The organism is Niveispirillum sp. FG148 (genome assembly GCF_057809655.1).
The window spans coordinates 112,774-136,573 of record NZ_JBMDKJ010000008.1; the positions used below are offsets into that span (position 1 = coordinate 112,774).

Below are 23,800 nucleotides of genomic sequence, written 5' to 3' on the forward strand. Positions count from 1 at the left end.
AGCAAAAGGCCGCCGGGTCACCCCGACGGCCTTCGCAATACTCAACCCTGACAGAGGGCTGATCCGTTTCCGGATCAGTCGTTCTGCTGCTTGCGCTTCAGGGCCGCACCCAGGATGTCGCCCAGGGAAGCGCCCGAGTCGGACGAGCCGTACTCCTGCATGGCGGTCTTCTCTTCCTCGACTTCCTTGGCCTTGATCGACAGGCCGATCTTGCGGGAACCGCGATCGATCTGGGTGACCTTGGCATCGACCTTCTCGCCCACGGCGAAGCGGTCGGGGCGCTGCTCCGAACGCTCGCGGGACAGGTCGGACTTGCGGATGAAGCCGGTGAAGCCTTCGCCCACTTCCACCTCGATGCCACCTTCGGTGACCTGGGTGACGGTGCAGGTGACGACTTCGCCCTTCTTCACGCCGGCAGCGGCCTGCTCGAACGGATCGCCGGCCAGCTGCTTGATGCCCAGGCTGATGCGTTCCTTCTCAACGTCAACGTCCAGGACCTTGACCTTGACCTGATCGCCCTTCTTGTAGTTCTGGATGGCGGTTTCGCCCGGCGTGGACCAGTCCAGATCGGACAGGTGCACCATGCCGTCGATGTCGCCCGGCAGACCCACGAACAGACCGAATTCGGTGATGTTCTTGACTTCGCCTTCCAGCTCCGTGCCGCCCGGGAACTTCTCGACGAAGGCTTCCCAGGGGTTCTGCATGGTCTGCTTCAGACCCAGCGAGATGCGGCGCTTCACCGGATCCACGTCCAGCACCATCACTTCCACTTCCTGCGAGGTGGAAACGATCTTGCCCGGATGGACGTTCTTCTTGGTCCAGCTCATCTCGGAGACGTGGACCAGACCTTCGATACCGGGCTCCAGCTCCACAAAGGCGCCGTAGTCGGTGATGTTGGTGACGCGGCCCTTGAACTTGGCCTGCGGCGGGTACTTGGCTTCCACGCCTTCCCACGGATCGGCTTCCAGCTGCTTCATGCCGAGGCTGATGCGCTGGGTCTCCGGGTTGAAGCGGATGACCTGGACTGTGACGGTCTGGCCGATCTGCAGGGCTTCCGACGGGTGGTTGATGCGGCGCCAGGCGATGTCGGTGACGTGCAGCAGGCCGTCAACGCCGCCCAGATCCACGAACGCACCGTAATCGGTGATGTTCTTGACCACGCCCTGCAGAACCTGGCCTTCCTTGAGGGAGGCGACCAGCTCGGAGCGGGCTTCCGCACGGCTTTCTTCCAGCACGGCGCGGCGGGAGACGACGATGTTGCCGCGCGAGCGGTCCATCTTCAGGATCTGGAAGGGCTGCGGCGTGCCCATCAGCGGGGCGATGTCGCGCACCGGACGGATGTCGACCTGGCTGCCCGGCAGGAACGCCACAGCGCCATTCAGATCGACGGTGAAACCACCCTTGACGCGGCCGAAGATGATGCCGGTGACGCGCAGCTGGTCCGTGAAGGACTTTTCCAGCAGGGTCCAGGCTTCCTCGCGCTTGGCCTTTTCACGCGACAGGACGGCTTCGCCGTTCTTGTCTTCCATGCGCTCCAGGTAAACTTCGACGGTGTCGCCGACCTTCAGTTCGACCGGCTGGCCGGGAACCGTGAATTCCTTCAGGGCAACGCGGCCCTCGGACTTCAGGCCAACGTCGATCAGCACCTGATCATTGTCGATGCTGAGGATGCGACCCTTGACGACGGTGCCTTCCAGGCTGTCGGCGGAGCCGAACGATTCTTCGAGCAGAGCGGCGAAGCTTTCCTTCGCGGCGGAAACCTGTGCCATTTGAACTCCAATGGGCAAACTGTTTCGGGTTGAAGACAACGGCAACGCCGCCCCCCGTCACCGGCACGCCCGAGCCGGCCGCAGGGCCTTGTCACCGCCGCACCGGGCACCACGCCCGGCGACTTGGCCACACACATCCCGAAGAGATCGGCCGCGACGCCGGCGGAATACCGGACAGGCGGGTCGATGAAGGCCATGGTGGCACCGGGGCAGACCCCGGCGAGGACGTTTTTCCCAAGCAAAAACGCGGGCACCGTCCGGCATCGGGTCCCTTGCGGGCTCCCTTTGCGGCCGTGGCTCGCGTCACGATCCTTCATGTCCTTCGGGACAGGCGGCTTATATAGCCGCGATGGGTCTCCCCCGCAACCCAATGAGTCGCTTAAGCGCCGGCATTGTGCGGCGCTTTGCGCATGGGTGTCAGGCGGGAAGCCGGGCCCGGATGATCTCCATGGCCTTGTCGAACGACTGCCGGGCATCCAGACCGGAATTGTCCAGCAGGACGCTGTCGCGCGCCGGGATCAGGGGGGCGATGGCGCGCTGGCTGTCGCGTTCGTCGCGCGCCTGCATGTCGGCCAGCACCTCCTCATAATCCGGAGTCTCCCCGCGCGCGGTCAGTTCGTCGAACCGGCGTCGGGCCCGCACCTCCACGCTGGCGGTGACGAACAGCTTCACCGGCGCGTCGGGGCAGATGACGGTACCGATGTCGCGCCCGTCCAGCACCGCGCCCTTGGCCCCGCCCGGCGGGTTGGCGGCAAAGGAGCGCTGGAATTCCAGCAGGGCCAGACGCACGCCCGTCACGGCCGACACGCGGGACGCCCCGGCGGCCGTTTCATCCGTGCGCAGTTCGGCATCGGCGGTCAGCCGCTCAATATCAGCCGGGGTCAGGGCGCGCGCCGCTTCCGCTGCTGCCACGGGGTCATCCAGGTCCGCACCGGACTGCCGCATCGACAAGGCTACGGCGCGGTAAAGCGCCCCCGTATCCAGCAAGGCAAAACCCAGGGCCTCGGCAATGCGGCGGGCGATCGTGCCCTTGCCGGACGCGGCCGGACCGTCGATGGCGATGACAGGAAGGGAGCGGTTCATGGTTTGGTTGTTTCCATTAACGGGATCGGCATCCGGTGCGCGCAGGGATGCGCCACCCCCGGTCGCCCGTCAAGTAGGGCCTTGGTCGGAGGTGGAAGCGATTCCACACATGAATATTCAGACGCCATCATCATCCAACCGAACAGTGATTCATCTTTCATTTCTCTTGCCCAAACCGCGCGCTTTTGACACATGCTGAAGGCCAAGCCACAAGTGAGCTGGGGAGGAAACGATGCGCCTGTTAGGCCGGATAGTGATGGTGCTGGTGCTGCTGCTGCTGGTGGGTGGCGGCGGCTTCGCCTGGTGGGCCTACACGCCCGACCTGCCGCGGGAAACGGTGGCGGCGCGCTTCGTCGCCCCCGGCGACCGGTTCGTCGCGGTGGAAGGCGTCAATTTCCATGTGCGCGAAGAAGGGCCGGAGGGGGCGCCGACCCTGGTGCTGATCCATGGCAATGCCTCCATGCTGCAAAGCTGGGATGGCTGGGCCGGCGATCTGGCCAAGGATCATCGGGTCATCCGCTTTGATCTGGCCGGTCATGGCATGACGGGGCCGGACCCGGCCGGTACCTATTCGCCCGAACGCGACGTGGTGCTGCTGTCCGGCCTGCTGGACCGGCTGGGCGTGGCCAAGGCGGTGCTGATCGGCAATTCCCTGGGTGGTCAGATCGCCTGGAACTTCGCGGTGGGCAATCCGGACCGTGTGGAAAAGCTGGTGCTGATCTCTCCCGGCGGCTATCCGCGGCCGGGCTTCGACTATGACCAGAAGCCTGTCCTGTCCAACACGACCAAGGCCCTGCCCTATACGCTGAAGCGGCCGGCCGTGAAGACCATCATCGGCTCACTTTATGGCGACCCAGCCAGGTTCACCGAGACGATGCTGGACAATTACTACCTGTCCTGGCTGGCGCCCGGTGTGCGCAAGGCGCAGGTGGCGCGCCTGTCCAATTACGTGCTGCAGCCGCCCGATGACAGGCTGCGCAGCATTCAGGCGCCGGTTCTGCTGATCTGGGGGGAAAAGGACTGGCTGGTGCCGTTCGCCACCGATCCGGCCAAATTCCTGGCCGCCCTGCCGCATGCGCGGCTGGTCAGCATCCCCGGCGTCGGTCATATGGCGCAGGAGGAAGACCCTGCCGGCACCCTGCCGGCGGTGCGGGCATTCCTGGCGGAGTGATCCCAAGAGCCATGGGACATGGCTCTTGGGATGTCCCATGTTTCCTCATACGCCGGGCGCCGCCATCCGGCGGCTTGGCTTACGCGGGCACGAGCCCGCGGGCCAGCGGCCGCTGGCCTCCAAGGGTCATGTTCCTCAGGCGCCGGGCGCCGCCGTCCGGTGGCCCTCAGGCGCTGCGGCGCTTGGCGGCCAGATCGATCGGGGCGGGCGGGGGCGGCGCCTCCTGCCCGTCGCCGACGGGCAGTGGCGGGGCACAGGCGGGGAAACGGGCCAGAAAACAGGTACCGCGACCGGCCTCGCTGGTGACGCTCAGGCTGCCACCCAGCTTTTGCACCACCTGCGTATAAGCCAAGTAAAGGCCAAGACCGGAACCGCCGCGGTCCCGCTGTGTCGTGAAGAACGGCTCGAACACGCGATCCAGAAGGTCGGCATCAATGCCCCGCCCATTGTCGCGGATGCGCAGTTCCACCCAATCCTGATCATCGCCACGCAAATCCACCTCAACCCGCCCCGGTTCCCCGTCGGGAAAGGCGTGGGTGACGGCATTGACCAGCAGATTGGTCACCAGTTGCGCCACGGCATCGGGATAGGTGTCGACGGACAGGCGGGTGGCGCCGGTCAGGGCGATGGCGTGCGGGGTTTTGCGCGTCTGCGGCCGCAGCGAGATCACCACCTCCTCCAGATATCCCGCCAGATCGAAGCGGCGGCGGTCCTGGCGCGTGCGGTCAACGGCCACATGCTTGAAGCTTTCAATCAGGCGGGCCGCGCGTTCCATATTGGATTGCAGGATGCGGGCGGCCAGGGACGTGCTGTCAATATAGTCATTCATCTGTTCGCGCCGCAGTGTCGCCGTCGCCAGCGCCTGTTCGACGCCGCGCGTTTCGCCGGCCAGCCTTGTTGCTGCCGACAACGCCGTGCCCACAGGTGTTGCGATTTCATGTGCGATGCCGGCAACCAGCCGGCCCAGCGACGCCATCTTTTCGGCCTGGACCAGATCATCCTGGGTCTGGCGCAGCCGCGCCAGCGCCTGCTCGGCCTGCCGTCTCGCCTCCCGCTCCGCCTGTACGGACCGGCGCAGGCTGGCCATCACCGTGGCCACGATCAGCCCGGCCACGGCCAGGATGGCCAAGGCGGCCAGCAGCGTGGCGAACCGGGCGTGATAGGGGTTGCCGGCAAGCAGACCCATGTCCAGCGCCGTCATCCAGGTCAGGCCCGCCGCCATCAGCAGGGTGTAGAGGGTGGAGCCGAGCAGGCCCAGCCGCAAGGCGGCAACCAGGATAAGGCAGAACAGCGCCAGCCGCCCGACCTCCCGCAGCCAGACGACCTGGGGCAGCGACAGTCCCAGCAACAGCAGGGCCCCGGCAAGCAGCAGCAGCACCGCCTCCCGCCAGCGGGCACGCAACAGCCGCCGGGCGCCGGCTTCCGTCGCCAGGATCAGGGGCGGCGCCACCAGCAGCACACCCATGGCATCCCCCAGCCACCAGGAGGCCCAGGCGATAAACGTCCCCTGCCCCAGATCGGTCTGCCCGGCGACAGCCGCCAGGTTGCCGACAGATGCGCTGATCAGCGGCGTGATCAGAACGGCGATGGCCAGAAAGGCCAGCACGCCCTGCACCCCCTCGAACAACGGCCGGCCACCGCGCCAGCGGCGCAGCGCCAGGCGCGCCACCAGGGCGGGCAGGGCGCTGCCCAGACCCGCCATCAGGGCGAAGGTGACATTGTCGAAATTGAACAGGTTCAGGGCAAAGCCGGCCAGGATGATCCCGGGCAGCAGGGCCGGCCCCCAGAGCCAGATTGCCGCAAAGGCAATGCCGCTGGGTGGCCAGACAAGGGTGATGGCTTCACCGGAAAAGGGTGTCAGCAAGCCCAGATGGCCGCTGCCGGCATAGGCCAGCGCCACCACCAGGTTCGCCAGAAACAGCCTTCTGCCGTTCGTCATCCACGCCCCCACGTGGCCATGCGCCTGACGCATGGTTTGTTCACCCACGAATAGGAGTGTATGGATTTACCATCCGAATGAAAGGCTTGTTTGTCCTGTCGCCCGTGTTCATTGCGCCGCACCATGTTGCACAAATGTGACGTGGCGTCCAAATGCTCTCATACCCTTGTCATCGTGGATGGCGGGGCGTCGGGATTGGCGTATTGTCCGGCTTGCCGTGGGGTGATTGGGAAACCAGCGCCACACCGGGATGGAACCCTGGACGTGTCTCGCCGATCCGGGGATGATCATCTACAGCCGGCGTGCCAGGCACAGCCGGCTTTTTCTTTGCCCGATTCCGGGGGCTTGTGCGGCGGGACATTGTGGTATCCTTCCCGCCATGTACAGCGACGTCCTTGATCTTCGCGAATTCTATCGCAGCAGTACGGGCCAGGTGGTTCGGCGGCTGATCCGCCGTCGCATCCGGCTGATGTGGCCGGACATGCGCGGGCAGCGCGTGCTGGGTATCGGCTACGCTACGCCCTATCTGGGCATGTTCGCGGAAGAAGCGGAACGGGTCATGGCTGTGATGCCGGCCAGCCAGGGTGTGGTGTTCTGGCCCCCGGAAGGCCCGGGCCGCGTCGCCTTGGCGGATGAGGCTGAATTGCCCTTCCCCGACATGTCGATCGACCGCATCCTGCTGGTTCACGGGCTGGAATGCACCGAGGAGCTGCGGCCCCTGATGCGGGAGATCTGGCGCGTCATGGCTGGCGGTGGCCGTCTGATCGCCATCACCCCCAACCGCAGCGGCATCTGGGCCCGGTCTGACCGAACGCCCTTTGGCCTGGGCAGTCCGTTCTCCCCGTCACAGCTGCGCCGGACCTTGCAGAACAACATGTTCGTGCCGGAGCGGGAGGATTGCGCCCTGTTCCTGCCCCCGACCCAGCGCCGCTTCCTGCTGGCCAGCGCGCCGGCCGTGGAAGAGGTAGGGCGCCGCTGGTTCCGCGCCTTCGCCGGGGTCAACATGATCGAGGCGTCCAAGCAGATCTATGCCAGCGCCGGCCGCGTCAAGGTACGCGAACGTCAGCGCGCCATGGCACCCCAGGCACAGCCCGTATTCGGCCGCCTGGCGGCTGAACGCAAGCCGGTGGATCAGCCGTAGCAGGTTGCCGCGTTCAAATGCCAGCATTTGAGCCCAGTCCCACAAGACACCCAAACGCCTGGAACCCGCCCGGTGCCTCTTAAGGGCAGCAGCCCCCCGGCCGTCGCTGCATCCGGAGCAGCCATCGCTAATACTAGGTTGCGGTGAGTGGAACTCACCGCAACCTGGTTGGCGCGGTACGAGCGCCCGCGCGCCCATGCGCGCGTGAGCCAAGCCGCCGGATGGCGGCGCCCGGCGCATGAGGGCTGCATGGATCAGGACCGTAGGTTCTGATCCATGCAAATAGGTATAAGTCGCGATCCCCCGTAGACAAGGTCAGGTCGAGGGCGCAGCCCGAGCCCTGACAAGCGACAGTACCTGCTGAATGTCAGGGCTCGCCTCCGGCTCGACCTGACCTACGGTTGATCCCGCCGATGGTCCAACTTATCGCTGGACGCTCTGGCCCGCCCCCCCTGGACCTGCATTCATGTCGCCCATCCTGTCATCGTCGGTAATGAAAGGTTGCAGCCAGGAGTCGGTGTGGATTGCATTATGCATGGAATTTGAAAAATGCATCACCTTCGGGTGTGTTTTTGCATTCCGCAATATGACGTCGGGATGTGCCGACAACCGGAAACCCGCTGAAATCCTGAATTCCTCCGCCCGGCAGGTGTTGGCACGTTCGCTGCTTCTAAGGTTGGCATGACGGCAACAATGCCGCAAACAAATGAACCGATGGAGACCGACATGACCAAGTTCTTCGCCAAGGCCGCCGCCGCCGCCCTGATCGCCGCCGCTGCCGCCTCCCCCGCTCTGGCCCAGAACGCTTCCGGCAATTTCCAGCTGAAGGGCAATGTCGCCCTGTCCTGCACCATCGCGGTCCAGGATCTGGGCCAGTCCCTGTCGCTGAAGGCCGGTGAGACCAACAAGACCGTCGGCTCCGTCACCGAAACCTGCAATTCCGGCTCCGGCTACCGCATCACGCTCGCCTCGGCCAATGCCGGCAAGCTGAAGAGCGGCAACTTCACCATCGATTACAGCGTCAATTACGACAGCTACACCGGCGCGCTGACCAGCCAGGCCGTTGTCGACCGCGCCAACGCCCAGTTCGGCAAGAAGTCCGACCTGAAGGTCTCGGTCGCCGCTTCGGACCAGTATATCGCCGGCGATTATGCCGACACCGTCACGGTGACCATCGCCGCCAAGTAATCACGTCCTTCATCGGGCAGTACCGCCTGTACCCCCGTTCGGGAAACCGGACGGGGGTCTTTTTGTTCCGGCCACGCGCGACAGACCACGCTGCCCGACGATGGCGGGGGCTCGCCGTCAATCCTGACCGAAAGGTTAGGTTGAGTCCGATGAAGTACGTTTCGTTGCATAGTGCAATTTTTGCATAATGCACGATGCATATTCCAACGAATTACATATAAACGTATGTAAACCGTCTATAAACACGGTCAAAAGAGCCGCGGAATCCCTCAACTTCCAGGCATGCCATAACCGTTGGCATGTGGGCTGCAATCCTAGGTTCCCATGACGGCGATAACGCCGCGAACCAACGAACCGATGGAGACCGACATGACCAAGTTCTTCGCCAAGGCCGCCGCCGCCGCCCTGATCGCCGCCGCCGCTGCCTCCCCCGCCCTGGCCCAGAACGCGTCGGGTACCATCCAGCTGAAGGGCAATGTCGCGCTGTCCTGCACCATCGCGGTCCAGGATCTGGGCCAGTCCCTGTCGCTGAAGGCCGGCGAGACCAACAAGACGGTCGGTTCCGTCACCGAAACCTGCAATTCCGGCTCCGGCTACCGCATCACGCTGGCCTCGGCCAATGCCGGCAAGCTGAAGAGCGGCAATTTCACCATCAACTACAATGTCGCCTATGACAGCTTCAGCGGCGCCCTGACCAGCCAGGCCGTCGTCGATCGCGCCACCGCCCAGTTCGGCAAGAAGTCCGACCTGAAGGTCACGGTGGCCGCCTCCGACCAGTATATCGCCGGCGATTATGCCGACACCGTCACGGTGACCATCGCCGCCAAGTAATCCCAAGAGCTTCATCGGGCAGTTCCAGCCTGCACCCCCGTCCGGGCAACCGGGCGGGGGTTTTTCAATTCCGGGGTGACCGGGGACGCCTTATCGCCTATATCCACGGCCCAAGGCATGTTGATCGCGAACGGGCGGACCCATTGTCGGATTTTGAAGCGAGATTTGGTGAACCGCTGGCCAAGGTGATGCTGCGGTTCGATGAGCTGCGCGACGGGCTGGCCTCGGGCGCGCTGACGGGCGACGCCTTCGTCAAGGCCAGCCAGGAATATGCCGAACTGGAACCCGTCGCCGCCGCCATCAACGAGATGCGCCGCGCCCATGCCGACATGGCCGATCTGGAGGCCATGGCCCAGGGCGACGATGCCGAGATGCGCGACCTGGCCGTTGAAGAACTGGCCGAAGCCAGGCGCCGCCTGCCCGACCTGGAACGCCGTATCCTGCTGTCCCTGCTGCCCAAGGATGAGGCGGACGAGCGCAACGCCATCCTGGAAGTGCGCGCCGGCACGGGCGGGGATGAGGCCGCCTTGTTCGCGGCCGAGCTGTTCGAGATGTACAAGCGCTATGCAGCATCCCAGGGCTGGCGCTTCGAGACCATGGATGTCAGCGAGACGGGCATCGGCGGCTATAAGGAAGCCAGCGCCACCATCACGGGGCGCAGCGTGTTCCGCCGGCTGAAGTTCGAGTCCGGCGTCCACCGGGTGCAGCGCGTGCCGGCCACGGAGACGCAGGGCCGTATCCACACCTCTGCCGCCACCGTTGCCGTGCTGCCGGAGGCGGAAGAGGTGGACATCCATATCGACGAGCGCGACCTGCGCATCGATGTCTTCCGCTCGTCGGGCCCCGGCGGGCAGTCGGTGAACACGACCGACAGCGCCGTGCGCATCACCCACCTGCCCAGCGGCATCGTCGTCAGCCAGCAGGACGAGAAAAGCCAGCACAAGAACAAGGCCAAGGCCCTGAAGGTGCTGCGCGCCCGCCTGTACGAGGCCGAGCGCCAGCGTCTGGCGAGCGAGCGTGCCGCCGATCGCAAGAGCCAGGTCGGCTCCGGCGACAGGTCGGAACGCATCCGCACCTATAATTTCCCGCAAGGCCGCATCACCGACCACCGCATCAACCTGACCCTGTATGGCAAGATTGACCGGTTCATGGCGGGTGAAATGGACGAGGTTATCGAAGCCCTGATCGCCCAGGAAGAGGCGGAGCGGCTGGCCGAATTGCAGTGATGCCCCGCTTCAATTCCAGGGAATGACGGGCAGGACCGCCACCTTCATCGGGCCGATGGAGAGTTCACGGTTCTGAAGCGTGACAGGGACGGACACGTTGCGCCGCCCGTCATCGCCGGTCTTCGACAACAGCCCCAGGGCCGCCTTCACACCCGTCGCCTGATCGGGCTTCATGGCACCTGCCTGGGCCAGCATGTCAATCAGCACTTCGCCGCCGGAAAGCTGCGCCGTCCCCGCCCCTTCCGGCTGCATCTGGCTATCCAGCGCCAGGGTGGCGTTGGCGCGCAGGTCCAGCCCGCTCCACATCAGGTGAAACGCCAGCAGTTCCAGCGTACCGCCGCCATCGCGCCAGGCCGTCATCGTCTCCACGCTGGGTTTGGCCGGCATCGGCCCGCGCGGTTCCAGCGACAAAGTCAGTTGCTCGATACGCGGCTTCAGCGGCGGCAGAACGGCACCGGGCAGGTCGATGTCGCTGAACAGCAGGCTGATCATGCCTTGGCCGTCGGTGGGGCCGACAGGTGGCTTGGGCGGGGCCAGCCAGGACAGCGTCATTTCGCGCGCCGCCAGCGGGCCCAGACTTTCCGTCGCTTCCGTCCGCGGCTGGTCCAGGGTGACGGCCACTTCCTTCGCCTTGCCATCCATGCCCAGGACCAGCGTGCCGCCCAGGCCGGCGGCCATGCCGCTGATCGGGGCATGGCGTGCCGATCCCGCCAGATCCAGCCTTAATGGTCCTTCGGACGCCAGTTCAATCTCCAGCGGCGACCAGGCCCAGGCCGTCAGCTCCACCGTACCCGTGGTCAGCACCGTGCCGCTGGGCCATTGCGCCCGCACGCCCGGCAACCGCGCCGTCAGCCGCAGGGGGAAGCCTTCCACGACCGCATCCTTCAGATCCAGCGTGATGCCCTTCGCCGTCATGGCCCGGTCCGGCGCGTCGGCCAGCAGGGTGCGCATGCGTGCCGCGGCCGTGGCCCAGAAGGCCGTGTAAGCCAGCAGCAGCAGAATGAACACGGACAGAGCCAGGAACAGGGCACGATATCGGTGCAGCATCTTGTGTCCGTCTCCAGAAGGGAGCAGGCCGGCATCAAGGGCGGTTCTCCCCGGCATCGGCTTGCGTTACCATTTTGCGATTGCGAGATGGAATCGGCAACCCGGAATGACCGACACAGCCCCCGACAACACCCCCGACGGCACCCCCGGTTTCGACCATCCACCCGGCACGGATCTCTGGGTCTTCGCCTATGGATCGCTGATGTGGAATCCGGGCTTCGATTTCGCTGAGAAGCGGGAAGGTCTGCTGCGTGGTTATCACCGCGGCTTCTGTATCTACAGTCATCAGCATCGGGGCACGCCCGAACGGCCCGGTGCCGTGCTGGGGCTGGATCGCGGCGGATCGTGCCGGGGCATGGTCTACCGCATCGCCGCCGACCGGGTACCCGATGTGCTGGCCTATCTCTGGCAACGCGAAATGGCCTATCGCGTCTATATCCCCCGGCGCCTGCGCATCGTCACGGGACAGGGCGACGTACAGGCATTGACCTTCACAGCCGACCCCAACCATGCCCAATATTGCGGGCGGCTGGGTCTGGACGGCACGGCGACCCTGATCCGACAGGGGGTGGGGCAGTCGGGCCGCAATGTCGATTACCTGACCAGCCTGATCGCGCATCTGGCCGAGTTGGGCATTCATGACCAGGGCCTGGGGGAACTGGCGGCACGGATATAGGGGGGTGTGCGATGGGACAGGAGGCCAGCGTCACCGGCACCTGGATGGGCAAGGCCAGTCCGGGCAAGGCCCTGCTGGAAACGGATCATCTGCTGTTCCGCGGGGATGTGCGGGTGAAGCTGATGCTGGCCGACCTGCTGTCGGTGGAACAGGTGGGCGAGGCCCTGGTCCTGACCACGACGGATAGCAGCCTGTCCCTGGACTTAGGGGCGAAGAAGGCTGCCGACTGGCTGAACCGCATCCGCAATCCAAGGACAGTGCTGGACAAGCTGGGCATCAAGCCGGGGGTGACGGTCGCCCTTTACGGCACACCGGACCCGGTTCTGGCCGCCGAACTGGCACGGGCCGGGGTGGCGGGCGATGACGGGGCCGGGGCCGACCTTATCCTTCTGATTGCCGATCAGGCCGCCAAACTGGCGGCCGTGACCGATATCGCCCCCACCCTGGGGCCCAAGGCCGGGCTGTGGGTCGTCTATCCCAAGGGCCGGCGTGACATCACCCAGGATGATGTTTTCGCGGCCGGACGCGGTGCGGGCCTTGTTGACAATAAGGTGTGCGGGGTGTCACCCACGCATACGGCATTGAAATTCGTGCGACGGAAGGCATGACGGGATGAGTGCGACCCCACCGATGAAGGCAGTGATCATCCCGGTCACGCCGTTCCAGCAGAATTGTTCCATCATCTGGTGTACCCGCACCCTGCGCGCCGCCGTCATCGATCCCGGCGGCGGGGTGGCGCAGATCAAGGAGGCGGTGGCCAAGAACGGCCTGACCGTGGAGCGTATCCTGGTCACCCATGGCCATGTCGACCATGCCGCCGCCGTGGCCGATCTGAAGGATGCACTGCATGTCCCGGTCGAAGGGCCGGCGATTGAGGATAATTACTGGATTCTGGCGCTGAAGGAACATGGGGCCGGATACGGCATGCCCTATGCCCGCCCCTTCACGCCCGACCGCTGGTTGGTCGAGGGTGATACGGTCAGCGTCGGCGATCTGGTGCTTCAGGTCATCCATTGCCCCGGCCATACGCCGGGCCATGTCGTGTTCTTCCACGAACCGTCGCGATTCGCCGTGGTCGGCGACGTGATCTTCGAAGGGTCCATCGGCCGTACGGATTTCCCCGGCGGCAATCTGGATGATCTGGTCCGGTCCATCCGGGAAAAGCTGTTCCCGCTGGGTGATGACATCACCTTCCTGCCGGGTCATGGCGGCCTGTCCAGCTTCGGCCGCGAACGCCAGTCCAACCCCTATGTCGGCGACCGCGCGATAGCCCGCCGGGGTTGAGGCTTGGGTCAAGGAAAGCGCCAAAATAAAACCCCCGGCACCTGGGGAGGGTGCCGGGGGTGTATTGGCGGGTCCGGATGAGGGCGGTTGGACCCGCCATCATCCCGGCCGTCTGGTGGGGACGTACGGCCGGGATGGGGGAGCGATCAGAACCGGTAGGCGACGCCGACGCGGATCTGGTTCTGCTTGAAGTTGGTATCGTTGTAATTGGTGTAGTCGTATTCCAGACGCGCCAGGACATTGTCGGTCACGGCATATTCCAGACCGGTGCCCAGACGGTAGCCATCCAGATTGTCGCCGACCTTCACCTTGCCCGTGCCGGTGCCGACCGTGACGTCATAGTTGGTGCGCTGCCAGCCAGCGCGGCCATAGAGCAGCACGTCGTCATTCAGCAGGTAACCGGCACGGGCCGACAGGCCCCAGCTCTCGTTGGTGTCCAGCTTGGACCGCAGGCCGGCAACAGTGCCGGAACCGCTCAGGTCGGCACTGCCGATCTCGGCTTCGCCACCCAGATAGATCTTGCCGAAGGTCTGGCCATAGCCGGCATAAGCGCCATACAGCCAGCCATCAGCGTCGAAATCGGCCGTGGCCGTGCCGGACTTGGCGGAAGCATCGTCATTCGTATAGCCGGTGAAGACGCCGACATAGGCGCCGTCGAAGGGCGACTGCGCCAGTGACGGCGCGGCGCCAACGGCGACCAGGGCAACACCACCAAGCAGGGCAGAAGCAATACGGGACATTTCTTTCTCCATTCGCGGTTCAGACAGACACAGTTCATCTGTGGCGCCAGATCAGGCGCAATGTCGGAACAGCGTTCCTTTCACTTGTTATTGCGATGGCGGCGATCTCTTCCGTAGGATCGGCCGGTTCATCGCGGTGAGAACTGTCTAACCCAATTTGAACGATGTTCGATGTGCGGTTCGTCACACTAGCCATGCGACAACGCGATAGCGGCCATCCGGCTCTACACCCTTGATGTCACAACCGGGTGACACGAATACGCCCGTCCCGCGCAATGCCGATCAGGGCACCTGCTGCTGATGAATGCTGTCGTGACAGAATGGCGAAGGCGGGGGGGGGCACGTGGCGGCGGCGGCCACCGGCCCTTCTGCTGAACCATGAGCCGGATGTACAGTTGGGACCTGTGAATGAACCTGGCCGATCCCACCACCTTTACGTGCCTAATGTTTCACACCGTCGCCAATGCCCGCGGATCGGCGGCGTGGAACAGGAAGCTGCCCGTTTTTCCAGCATTTTTTTTTGCTTATGCGGCTTCTTTTCGCTCGCATTCCGCATGCGGGATAAGGATTATCGCCGGGCACATCGGTGCTGGAAGCACGGGTCGCCTGCGCGCCATGCATTCACTACGCAAAGTTGGCGTATTGACTGTGACGCGGGAAGCACTTCCAGCCGACATCCGCCGGATTGAACAGGCCGGCACCAAAGGGTCGAACCAGAGGGGAGCGTCAGGATGGAGGGTCATCGGTGCTGAGGCGTTTTGCGATCATTGCCATTGGCTTGGCTGCCCTGGGCGGTGTCACCGTCGCGACCCTTCGCGACAGCACCTCTCTTTCCACCGCCTCCGGCAGCGTTGCCGATGATCGCCCTGCCCTTGCCGCCCTTGACACTATCCAGGGACCAGCCGTCGTTGCCGACGGCTGGGGCGACACGGAAAAGGCCGCCGATCCGGTTGAACGCCGTCTGGTCAATCTGGGCCGGGGCGAAACCCTGATGCAGGTGCTGCTGGATGCCGACGTGCCGCAGGCCAATGCGCACGAGGCCATCCTGGCCTTGAAGGCCGTCTATGATCCCCGCCGCATGAAGTCGGGCCAGCCCGTGGAGGTCGTGTTCGACCGCACGGGTGGTGAGGACAAGTTCATCGGCTTCGAATTCCAGCCGGCCGTGGAACGGTCGGTGTCGGTCAGCTTCAACGGTGTGCGCTTCCAGGCCGCCGAAACCGCCAAGAAGCTGAACCGCCGCGCCGTGGCTGCGCAGGGTGAAATCCGGTCGTCGCTGTTCGAATCGGGCCGCGCCGCCGGCGTGCCCATGAATGTGCTGACGGAACTGATCCGCAACTACTCCTATGATGTCGACTTCCAGCGCGACATCCAACCGGGCGACCGGTTCGAGATCCTGTACGAGCAGGTGGTGACGGAAGATGGCGAGGTCGCGGCCGGCGGCGGCACGATCCTTTACGCCTCCCTGACCCTGTCGGGTAAGGAACAGGCCATCTACCGCTACGAGGATGAGCAGGGGATGGCGGAGTTCTTCAACGCGCAGGGCTCCTCCATCCGCAAGGCCCTGCTGAAGACGCCGATCGATGGTGCGCGCCTGTCCTCGGGCTTTGGCATGCGCCGTCACCCGGTGCTGGGCTATTCCAAGATGCACAAGGGTGTGGATTTCGCCGCCCCCACGGGCACCCCGATTTACGCCGCCGGCGCCGGTGTGGTGGACGAGGTGGGGCCCAACGGGTCATACGGCAACTATATCCGCATCCGCCACAATAACGATATCTCCACCGCCTATGCCCACATGTCCCGATTCGGGGCGGGCATGCGCAAGGGTGTGCGCGTCGGCCAGGGCGATATCATCGGCTATGTCGGCACGACCGGGCGGTCGACCGGCGCCCATCTGCATTATGAGATCGTGAAGGCCGGGCAGCAGGTGAACCCCCTGTCGGTCGCCGTGCCGACGGGCCGCAACCTGGAAGGCAAGGAACTGAGCCGGTTCAAGGGCGTGGTGGCCAGCCTGATGCAGCGGTTCGACGCCGGTGGCGACAGCGACGGCGTGGCCATGGCATCGGCCAAGGGTCCCGTTGCCAAGCCGTCCAAGGCCGGCTGCGACCGCAAGCGCGGCTGCTGAGGCAGAGCGGTCGCAGGCTTTCGCCCTCATTGAACTGTCTTTCTCCCGCACAGTGACAGGTGGCGGCAGCGTCTGCTGGATAGCCACCGTCGCCCTGTGCCGCCGAACCGCTGCTTGATGCGGCGGGCGGTTGGCGTCATGGTGAATGCATGACCCAGACCCCGCCGATACGCCCGTCCGCATCCCCCGTCCCTGCCAGGGGACCCCGCCTGCGCATGGTGCCGGCAGGGGAAGATCGGGAACGGCTGGTCTGCCCCGACTGCGACTATATCGCCTATGAGAACCCCAAGATCGTCGTCGGCGCGGTGGTGACGGACGAACAGGGCCGGTTCCTGCTCTGCCGCCGCGCCATCGAGCCGCGCAAGGGCTACTGGACCCTGCCCGCCGGCTATATGGAGCTGAACGAGACGACCGAGTCGGGCGCCGCACGCGAGGCGTGGGAGGAGGCAACGGCGCGCATCGCCATCGATGCCCTGCTGGCCATCTACAACATCCCGCGCATCAGCCAGGTGCAGATGATCTATCGCGCCCGGCTGGCCGATCCCGCCATCGCCCCCGGCCCGGAAAGCCTGGAGGTGGGCATGTTCGCCTGGGATGACATTCCCTGGAACGATCTGGCCTTTCCGTCCGTCATCTGGGCTCTGCACGAATGGCGCCTGCGGGAGGGCCAATCGGGTTTCGCGCCCGGGACCAATCCGCCACCGCCCGTCGACGGGCTGTAGCCGCGGACTTGTAAGCAGTATGCCGGCTGGGTCAAGATGCGGGCCACAAGCATAACGACAACAAGCCGGACCCGACACCCCATGCGCCGTTCCCCGCATGCCGCCCGCGGCACCGTTCATCGCCTGACGATCGACAGCAAGGTCCTGGAAGGCAATCTGCTGGGCGATCCGACCACGCGGGAGGTGCATGTCTATGTGCCGGCCGGGCATGACGGAAGCGACCTGCCGCTGCTGGTCGATATTGTCGGCTATACGGCCGGCGGTCCTGCCCATACCAACTGGAAGAATTTCGGGGAGAACCTGCCCGAACGGCTGGACCGGCTGATCGACAGCGGCGCCATGGCCCCGGCTGTCGTCGCCTTCCCGGACTGTTTCACCCGGCTGGGTGGCAACCAATATATCAATTCAGCGTCCCTGGGCCGCTGGATGGATTTCCTGTGCGACGAGATGGTGCCCTTCGTCGAAGAACGCTTTGCCTGTGGCGGCACCGGTCGGCGGGCCATTTTCGGAAAAAGCAGCGGCGGCTATGGCGCCATAGCCCATGCCTTCCTGCGTCCCGACATCTGGGCGGCTGCCGCCTGCCATTCCGGGGATATGGGGTTCGAGCTGTGCTACCTGCCCGACATGCCGGGCGTGCTGCGCACCCTGTCGCGCCATGGCGGATCCATCGAGCGGTTCATGAATGCCTTTGAAACGGCGCGCAAGACCGACGGCAAGGACACCCATGTCCTGATGATCCTGTGCATGGCCGCCACCTATGATCCTGACCCGTCCCACTATCTGGGCATCCGCCTGCCCGTGACGGCGGATACGTGCGAGATCATTCCCGAACGCTGGGACCATTGGCTGGCCTGGGACCCGGTGCGCATGGTGGAGACCCATGGCGACGCCTTGCGCAGCATGAAGGGCCTGTTCATCGATTGCGGCGACCGCGACCAGTATAATCTGGTCCATGGCGCCCGCCGCCTGCACCGCCGGCTGGACCAGCTGGGCATCCAGCACCGGTACGAGGAATTCCCCGACGATCATTCCTCGGTCGATTACCGGATGGATGAAAGCCTGCCCTTCCTTGTCCGTGCGCTGACCGCCTGACCCCATGGCCGACCAGGATATCACCAGCCCCGATCCCTCGGATGCCGCCGATATCGCCAAGGGCCGGCTGCGCCTGGACAAATGGCTGTGGTACGCGCGCTTCCTGAAGACGCGCAGCCAGGCGGCCAAGCTGGCGGGATCGGGTAGCTTGCGCCTGGGCGGTGCGCCCGTGTCGAAGGCCAGCCAGACGGTGAAGGTGGGCGATGTGCTGACCTTCCCGCTGGGCCCCTATATCCGCGTCATCAAGGTCAAGGCACTGGCGGCGCGACGCGGCCCCGCGCCGGAGGCACAGACCCTGTATGAGGATCTGGACCCGCCGACGCCAGAGGCGCGGCTGCCGCGGGGGTGAAAACAGTCAAGAAAAAGGCGATATGAAATATGGAAGAGGAAATTTTTGGTAATGCTTTTCGGAGATTGGCTAGAGCTGAAAAGCACTTATCGGACATCAGGTCTATTTGCAATTCTTTGCCAGATTATTTTTATAAACTGCATGTTACAGATGCATATGATAATTTGTTGGTAAAAAAGAGCGCAGGATTCTGTTTGAGATATGAGCCACTCATCCCCGTCTCTGAGGAAATTGGGGATATAGTTGCTGATTTTGTTGTAAATCTTCGGTCTTCATTAGATATTTTTGCCTATAAAACTATATCGTATTTTACCGGAACCGCTCCCAAAAAGTTGGTTTTCCCCGCCGCAGCTGAAAGAGGGGATATGCTTTGTCATTCAGATTTAAATGAACTTGAGAAGGCCCTGCCGGGATCAAGAAAGTTGATTGGAAACATCATTAGACCAAAGGACGATATTCTTGGTAAGTATTGGTGTTTTTCAAGAATGGCAAATGATGGAAAACATCGAGATTGCATTCCTATAGTGTCAGCGGTCAGAATTAGCGGAGTTAGCGCAATTATTGATGGAAATCATATTAATGGCTTTTCATGTACGTTTAATGCAAATCACGGGTTTTCTTTAATAAGGGCGCCGAAACAGTTTGCGGTGACCGGAATTCCTTCTATTCAAGTTCGGGCGAAGTTCGGACCAGCGAGCCTGTTGGAGGACAGCGAAGTCTGTGAGTCTTTAGAAGGAATGCTGAGAGTGGTTAAGTTCACCTTAGATTCGTTCAAGGAAATGATTGGCAGATTATAAAAGTCATCCTGACATGTTCGTTGTCGACGATTCGCGCCCCGCAGACTGGTACAAATCCTACCAATCATGCGCCGCCTTTGACGCTGCCTTGCACAGGCCGGTTCGGGGCATCGTCGCGGGCCGCTTGCCGTGTCCGGGTCCTGTCGCTATGCTCCGCGACCACGTAACAAAGTGACCGTAAAGCCACCCCCGTCTTTGCGGTTCGATCCTTGACCCCCAGGTGAGTGACCATGGCCCGCACCCTCTATGACAAGATCTTCGACAGCCATACCGTCCATCGTCAGGAGGACGGCACCGCCGTGCTGTATATCGATCTGCATCTGGTGCATGAGGTGACGAGCCCGCAGGCCTTTGAAGGTCTGCGCATTGCCGGGCGCAAGCTGCGTCAGCCCACCAAGACCCTGGCCGTGGCCGACCATAATGTGCCGACCAGCAAGGATCGTCTGGCCGGTATCAAGAACGAAGAAAGCCGCATCCAGGTCGAACAGCTGGCCATCAATGCCAAGGAATTCGGCGTCGAATATTTCGACATGAGCGATATCCGCCAGGGCATCGTCCATGTCGTGGGGCCGGAGCAGGGCGTGACCCAGCCCGGCATGACCATCGTCTGCGGCGACAGCCACACGGCCACGCATGGCGCCTTTGGCGCGCTGGCCTTCGGCATCGGCACGTCGGACGTGGAGCATGTGCTGGCCACGCAGACGCTGCTGATCAAGAAGTCGAAGAACATGCTGGTGAAGGTCGATGGCGCCCTGCCGCCCGGCGTCACCGCCAAGGACCTGACACTGGCCGTGATCGGCAAGCTGGGCACGGCCGGCGGCACCGGCTATGTCATCGAATATGCCGGGCAGGCGTTCCGCGACCTGTCCATGGAAGGCCGCATGACGGTCTGCAACATGGCCATCGAAGCCGGTGCCCGCGCGGGCCTGATCGCCCCGGATGAAAAGACCTTCGACTATCTGCGTGGCCGCAACCGCGCCCCGCAGGGGGCCGATTTCGACCGCGCCGTCGACTATTGGAAGACCCTGCCGACGGACGAGGGTGCCGTCTATGACAAGGTCGTGGAACTGAACGCCGCCGACATCGTGCCGCTGGTCACCTGGGGCACCAGCCCGGAAGACGTGGCCCCGATCACGGCCAACGTGCCCAGCCCGGCCGATTTCAAGGACCCGAACAAGGCCAAGGCCGTCGAACGCTCGCTGGCCTATATGGGCCTGACGCCGGGCACGCCCCTGTCGGAAGTGCCGGTGCAGAAGGTGTTCATCGGTTCCTGCACCAACAGCCGTATCGAAGATCTGCGCGCCGCCGCCGACGTGGCCAAGGGCCGCAAGGTGGCCGATGGCGTCTATGCCATGGTCGTCCCCGGTTCGGGTCTGGTGAAGAAGCAGGCCGAGGAAGAGGGTCTGCACACCATCTTCACCGAAGCCGGTTTCGACTGGCGGGAACCCGGCTGCTCCATGTGCCTGGCCATGAATGACGACAAGCTGAAGCCGGGTGAGCGTTGCGCCAGCACGTCCAACCGCAATTTCGAAAGCCGTCAGGGCCCCGGTGGCCGCACCCATCTGGTCAGCCCGGCCATGGCCGCCGCCGCCGCCATCAAGGGCCACCTGACCGACGTGCGCGCGCTGGCCTGATGCCATGCGCCCTCAGGCGCCGGGTGCCGCCATCCGGCGGCTTGGCTTGCGCGGGCATGTGCCCGCGGGCCGCCGGTCGGCGGCCTGCACCATTGCGTCACGGTGTTTTCGGTTCAGGAGAGGGCGTCCCGGTCGGGGCGCCCTTTTCCTTTTCGGCTTTCTGTTCGGGCTTCAGCTTCGTCGACAGATATTCCTGCACAAAGTCATTGGCATCCTTGCCGAAGCGCATGGCCGCCTGATCAATCCACATGGCCAGCAAGGCCAGCCCGGCAACCAGGATGACGGCCAGGGCCAGTTCCCGGCGGGACCGCGGCGGCAATGTCCCCACGGCCTCCGTCACGCCCACGGCCGGTGCGCCGGGTGCCGGGGCACCCACCAGGGCTGTGGCCGTGGCCATGACGCCGACCTGATGCTTGCCAAAGGCCACATGGGTGATCTCCAGCCCGGCGGCGATCCCCGCCCCCAGCGCCTGCACCTGTTCACGCAGCCGCATCAGCACTTCCCGTCGCGCGCGCTCCACCAGCCGCTGATCATGGATCAACCGGCCGCCCAAAAGGCGGCGGATGCGGGCATGGAAAAGGCCCAGCGGTGCCGGTGACATTACCACTTCGGCCTGGACCAGATGCGGCCGCCCACCTGTTCCCGCCGGTGGCGGACCGGGCAGCAGCAGGATACCGGCCAGCACCCGCCCGGCCTCCGCCAGCCGCCGGTCATGGCGGCGTTCATGCCCGATCCCGATCAGCACGAACAGGCAGTTGAACAGCAGGATGAAGGCGACGATCAGTACGGCCCACCAACCGGCGCCGAACTGCGTCCAGTCGAAGGTGAACCAGAACAGCAGCCAGTCGATGACGGTCTGGTTGTTCATGGGCTGGCCGTTTCGGTGACCGGCGCCAGTTCCACGGCCGTGCCATAGGCAAGCACCTCGGCCGCGCCATTGCCGATGTTGGCCGTGCCATAGCGGATGGACAGGACGGCATTGGCGCCCAGCTCTTCAGCCGCTGCCCACATGCGGGCCGTCGCCTCGTCCCGCGCTTCGTTCAGCAATTCGGTGTAGCCGCGCAGTTCCCCGCCGACCAGTTCCTTCAGGCCGGCCATGATATCCCGGCCCAGATGCTTGGACCGGACCGTGCTGCCCTGCACCAGCCCCAGATGACGCACGATGCGAAAACCCGACGGCGCATCCATCGTCGACAGGATCATGTTTTCCCCGCTGCCCCAGCCGTTCTTGTCATTGGCCGTCAGCATGGCAGCATCGGGCGAAGGCAGCAACGGCATGCCCCCCGGTGGACCGGCGCCCACCGGGGGAAATTGGCCCGACGACAGGGTGCCGGATCAGCCGGCAGCCGTCATCAGGAAGGCGTTCAGCTTGTTGCCGTCCGGATCGCGGAAATAGGCGGCATAGAAGCTGTCGCCGCGCGGGCCCGGCGGGCCTTCGCAGGTGCCACCCAGCGACAGGGCCAGATCATACAGGCGCTTCACCTGATCCTGGTCCTTCGCCTCGAACGCCACCATGACGCCGTTGCCGACCGTGGCCGGGTTGCCGTCATAGGGCTTCATCAGCGCCACACCGGCCCCGCCGTTGGGCGTGCCCCAGGCGATGCCGGTGGGGAATTCCATCATCCGGCCGGTGCCCAGTTCCTTGGCAATGGCGTCATAGAAGGTGGCGGCCCGCGCCAGGTCGTTGGTGCCCAGCGTCACATATCCGATCATTGTTTCCCCCAATTCCTGCTCCGGTACAGCACCGGGCGTGACGGGAACAATACGCGAACATTGCGACGCTGCCGAGTCATTTCACCGCAGAAACAAAGCACCGTGCCTTCAGCTTGGCAAAGGCATCGGCGCGGTGGCTGATCTTGTGCTTCAGGTCGGGATCCATCTCCCCGCAGGTGATGTCATAGCCATCGGGGATGAAGATCGGATCATAGCCGAAGCCGCGGGTGCCGCGTGCCGGAAAGGTCAACCGCCCTTCGAATCGGCCTTCCACCGCCTCCACATGCCCGTCGGGCCAGGCCAGCGCCAGGGCACAGATGAAGGCGGCACGGTCGCCCTTGCGGTCAGGTGATGCCGCCAGCGCCGTGCGCACCTTTTCCATGGCCAGCGTGAAATCCTTGGTCGGCCCAGCCCAGCGCGCGGAATAGACACCGGGATCGCCGCCCAAGCCCTCCACCGACAGGCCGCTATCATCGGCCAGCGCCGGCAGACCGGAGGCGATGGCGGCGGCCCGTGCCTTCAGCGCGGCATTGCCGGCATAGGTCGTCTCCGTCTCTTCCGGCTCGCCCAGGCCCAATTCCCCGGCGCTGGGGAAGCGGGAGACATGCTCCTTCAGCAGGGCCGCGATTTCCGGGACCTTGCCCTTGTTGTGGGTGGCAATCACCAGCGTGTCGCCGGTGAAGGGACGGGGGATGGTCATGGGGGCTCCGGTCAGATTCCGCCAAAAAGGAAGTCCAAGGCGGCGGTGATGGCGGTGTCCTGGTGGGACAAATTGTGAAGGGGTGTGCCCAGCACGTTCAGGGGGACCGCAGCCAGAAACTGTGTCGCCATCACCTATTCGGTCCCGTCCAATAGGAATGTCGGGTTCAGGCGGGTGGCCGGTTTCGGCGCCAGATCCTTTGGCAGCAGCGGCACGACGACGCGCGTATTCAACCCGCGCAAAAGATCTGCCTGCACATCCAGCAGATATCCCGGACCGCCCTTGTTGGCAAAAATCTCGAAGCGCGCCATCAGAACAGCCGCTGGTGTTCCAGCGGCAGCCCGTGGGCGTCAACATAGGCGTTGGAGCTTTCCAGTGCCTCGCGGTTGCGTTCCAGCCAGTCGCGCTCGGCCTTGGTCCGCACGGCTCGTTTGGGCGTCTTGGTTGTCGATGAGGCGGCGGGGTCTGCGGTCTGCATGACAATCTCGAACGGGAGAGGGCGTGCGCTTGACTATAGAATTAAATGGGGGGCAAGCCAACGGGGTTGCGGCTGGCGGCGGCTCCCGACCGTTGGCG

25 protein-coding genes and 1 pseudogene are annotated in these 23,800 nt (G+C 64.3%); 15 read left to right on the top strand and 11 right to left on the bottom strand.

Annotation, left to right across the window (positions count from 1 at the left end; genetic code table 11):
* Positions 1–74: 74 nt before the first annotated feature.
* Positions 75–1,769, bottom strand: coding sequence for a 30S ribosomal protein S1 (rpsA, locus tag ACODTW_RS11295; protein ID WP_488946101.1), 1,695 nt, complete (start codon positions 1,767–1,769; stop codon positions 75–77).
* A 417-nt stretch (positions 1,770–2,186) separates the two neighbouring features.
* Positions 2,187–2,852: a (d)CMP kinase gene (cmk, locus tag ACODTW_RS11300; RefSeq protein WP_488946102.1), complete on the bottom strand. Its 666-nt coding sequence runs from the start codon at positions 2,850–2,852 to the stop codon at positions 2,187–2,189.
* Positions 2,853–3,084: 232 nt separating this feature from the next.
* Between cmk and ACODTW_RS11305 the strand changes: the two genes are divergently transcribed.
* Complete coding sequence (locus ACODTW_RS11305) at positions 3,085–4,023, top strand: alpha/beta fold hydrolase (protein WP_488946103.1); 939 nt, start codon at positions 3,085–3,087, stop codon at positions 4,021–4,023.
* Positions 4,024–4,189: 166 nt separating this feature from the next.
* On the opposite strand, the gene ACODTW_RS11310 is transcribed toward ACODTW_RS11305, so the two are convergent.
* The gene (locus tag ACODTW_RS11310) at positions 4,190–5,962 is read right to left on the bottom strand and encodes an ATP-binding protein (RefSeq protein WP_488946104.1); all 1,773 of its coding nucleotides are present in this window, start codon (positions 5,960–5,962) and stop codon (positions 4,190–4,192) included.
* Positions 5,963–6,341: 379 nt separating this feature from the next.
* On the opposite strand from ACODTW_RS11310, the gene ACODTW_RS11315 reads away from it, so the two are divergent.
* The 5 genes from ACODTW_RS11315 (at position 6,342) to prfA (ending at position 10,348) form a co-directional block, all read left to right on the top strand.
* Positions 6,342–7,103 (top strand): class I SAM-dependent methyltransferase, encoded by a 762-nt coding sequence (locus ACODTW_RS11315; RefSeq protein WP_488946105.1) that lies wholly within the window; start codon positions 6,342–6,344, stop codon positions 7,101–7,103.
* 466 nt (positions 7,104–7,569) lie between these two features.
* A complete protein-coding gene (locus ACODTW_RS11320; protein WP_488946106.1) occupies positions 7,570–7,788 on the top strand; it encodes a hypothetical protein in 219 nt (72 codons plus the stop codon).
* A 41-nt stretch (positions 7,789–7,829) separates the two neighbouring features.
* Positions 7,830–8,291, top strand: a complete 462-nt coding sequence (locus tag ACODTW_RS11325; RefSeq protein WP_488946107.1) for a spore coat protein U domain-containing protein — start codon at positions 7,830–7,832, stop codon at positions 8,289–8,291.
* A 369-nt stretch (positions 8,292–8,660) separates the two neighbouring features.
* The gene (locus ACODTW_RS11330; RefSeq protein ID WP_488946109.1) at positions 8,661–9,122 is read left to right on the top strand and encodes a spore coat protein U domain-containing protein; all 462 of its coding nucleotides are present in this window, start codon (positions 8,661–8,663) and stop codon (positions 9,120–9,122) included.
* A gap of 143 nt (positions 9,123–9,265) precedes the next feature.
* A complete protein-coding gene (gene prfA, locus ACODTW_RS11335) occupies positions 9,266–10,348 on the top strand; it encodes a peptide chain release factor 1 (protein WP_488946110.1) in 1,083 nt (360 codons plus the stop codon).
* 9 nt (positions 10,349–10,357) lie between these two features.
* Here the strand turns inward: prfA and ACODTW_RS11340 are convergent, their stop codons facing one another.
* Positions 10,358–11,395, bottom strand: coding sequence for a DUF2125 domain-containing protein (locus ACODTW_RS11340; protein WP_488946111.1), 1,038 nt, complete (start codon positions 11,393–11,395; stop codon positions 10,358–10,360).
* 106 nt (positions 11,396–11,501) lie between these two features.
* Here ACODTW_RS11340 and ACODTW_RS11345 point away from each other — a divergent pair, with 106 nt between their 5' ends.
* The 3 genes from ACODTW_RS11345 to ACODTW_RS11355 are packed head-to-tail and all read left to right on the top strand — an operon-like array spanning position 11,502 to position 13,355.
* Complete coding sequence (locus tag ACODTW_RS11345) at positions 11,502–12,071, top strand: gamma-glutamylcyclotransferase (RefSeq protein WP_488946112.1); 570 nt, start codon at positions 11,502–11,504, stop codon at positions 12,069–12,071.
* Between the two features lie 11 nt (positions 12,072–12,082).
* Positions 12,083–12,679, top strand: coding sequence for a hypothetical protein (locus ACODTW_RS11350; protein ID WP_488946113.1), 597 nt, complete (start codon positions 12,083–12,085; stop codon positions 12,677–12,679).
* A gap of 4 nt (positions 12,680–12,683) precedes the next feature.
* A complete protein-coding gene (locus ACODTW_RS11355) occupies positions 12,684–13,355 on the top strand; it encodes an MBL fold metallo-hydrolase (protein WP_488946114.1) in 672 nt (223 codons plus the stop codon).
* Between the two features lie 146 nt (positions 13,356–13,501).
* On the opposite strand, the gene ACODTW_RS11360 is transcribed toward ACODTW_RS11355, so the two are convergent.
* The gene (locus tag ACODTW_RS11360) at positions 13,502–14,095 is read right to left on the bottom strand and encodes an outer membrane protein (RefSeq protein WP_488946115.1); all 594 of its coding nucleotides are present in this window, start codon (positions 14,093–14,095) and stop codon (positions 13,502–13,504) included.
* Positions 14,096–14,840: 745 nt separating this feature from the next.
* On the opposite strand from ACODTW_RS11360, the gene ACODTW_RS11365 reads away from it, so the two are divergent.
* The 6 genes from ACODTW_RS11365 (at position 14,841) to leuC (ending at position 20,811) form a co-directional block, all read left to right on the top strand.
* Positions 14,841–16,217 carry a peptidoglycan DD-metalloendopeptidase family protein gene (locus ACODTW_RS11365; protein ID WP_488946116.1) on the top strand — a complete coding sequence of 459 codons (1,377 nt, stop codon included), beginning with the start codon at positions 14,841–14,843 and terminating at the stop codon, positions 16,215–16,217.
* Between the two features lie 149 nt (positions 16,218–16,366).
* Positions 16,367–16,939 (top strand): NUDIX hydrolase, encoded by a 573-nt coding sequence (locus ACODTW_RS11370; RefSeq protein ID WP_488946117.1) that lies wholly within the window; start codon positions 16,367–16,369, stop codon positions 16,937–16,939.
* Positions 16,940–17,020: 81 nt separating this feature from the next.
* Positions 17,021–18,031, top strand: coding sequence for an alpha/beta hydrolase (locus ACODTW_RS11375; protein ID WP_488946118.1), 1,011 nt, complete (start codon positions 17,021–17,023; stop codon positions 18,029–18,031).
* 4 nt (positions 18,032–18,035) lie between these two features.
* Entirely contained in the window at positions 18,036–18,380 is a 345-nt protein-coding gene (locus ACODTW_RS11380; protein ID WP_488946119.1) for an RNA-binding S4 domain-containing protein, read from the top strand.
* A 29-nt stretch (positions 18,381–18,409) separates the two neighbouring features.
* Positions 18,410–19,177, top strand: a complete 768-nt coding sequence (locus tag ACODTW_RS11385) for a hypothetical protein (RefSeq protein WP_488946120.1) — start codon at positions 18,410–18,412, stop codon at positions 19,175–19,177.
* A gap of 224 nt (positions 19,178–19,401) precedes the next feature.
* Positions 19,402–20,811 carry a 3-isopropylmalate dehydratase large subunit gene (gene leuC / locus ACODTW_RS11390; RefSeq protein ID WP_488946121.1) on the top strand — a complete coding sequence of 470 codons (1,410 nt, stop codon included), beginning with the start codon at positions 19,402–19,404 and terminating at the stop codon, positions 20,809–20,811.
* 97 nt (positions 20,812–20,908) lie between these two features.
* Here leuC and ACODTW_RS11395 read toward each other — a convergent pair whose 3' ends face one another.
* The 6 genes and pseudogenes from ACODTW_RS11395 to ACODTW_RS11420 form a co-directional block, all read right to left on the bottom strand.
* On the bottom strand, positions 20,909–21,679 hold the full coding sequence (locus ACODTW_RS11395) for a heavy metal-binding domain-containing protein (RefSeq protein ID WP_488946122.1): 771 nt from the start codon (positions 21,677–21,679) through the stop codon (positions 20,909–20,911).
* On the bottom strand, positions 21,676–22,089 hold the full coding sequence (locus tag ACODTW_RS11400) for a YbjQ family protein (protein WP_488946124.1): 414 nt from the start codon (positions 22,087–22,089) through the stop codon (positions 21,676–21,678). Before ACODTW_RS11400 ends, ACODTW_RS11395 begins: the two co-directional genes overlap by 4 nt.
* A 57-nt stretch (positions 22,090–22,146) precedes the next feature.
* Positions 22,147–22,524, bottom strand: a complete 378-nt coding sequence (locus tag ACODTW_RS11405) for a VOC family protein (RefSeq protein ID WP_488946125.1) — start codon at positions 22,522–22,524, stop codon at positions 22,147–22,149.
* 76 nt (positions 22,525–22,600) lie between these two features.
* Positions 22,601–23,224 carry an RdgB/HAM1 family non-canonical purine NTP pyrophosphatase gene (gene rdgB / locus ACODTW_RS11410; RefSeq protein WP_488946126.1) on the bottom strand — a complete coding sequence of 208 codons (624 nt, stop codon included), beginning with the start codon at positions 23,222–23,224 and terminating at the stop codon, positions 22,601–22,603.
* 11 nt (positions 23,225–23,235) lie between these two features.
* Positions 23,236–23,535: pseudogene (locus tag ACODTW_RS11415) on the bottom strand (CcdB family protein).
* The gene (locus ACODTW_RS11420; RefSeq protein ID WP_488946127.1) at positions 23,535–23,702 is read right to left on the bottom strand and encodes a type II toxin-antitoxin system CcdA family antitoxin; all 168 of its coding nucleotides are present in this window, start codon (positions 23,700–23,702) and stop codon (positions 23,535–23,537) included. The pseudogene ACODTW_RS11415 and the gene ACODTW_RS11420 overlap by 1 nt, the downstream one beginning before the upstream one ends.
* Between the last annotated feature and the right edge of the window lie 98 nt (positions 23,703–23,800).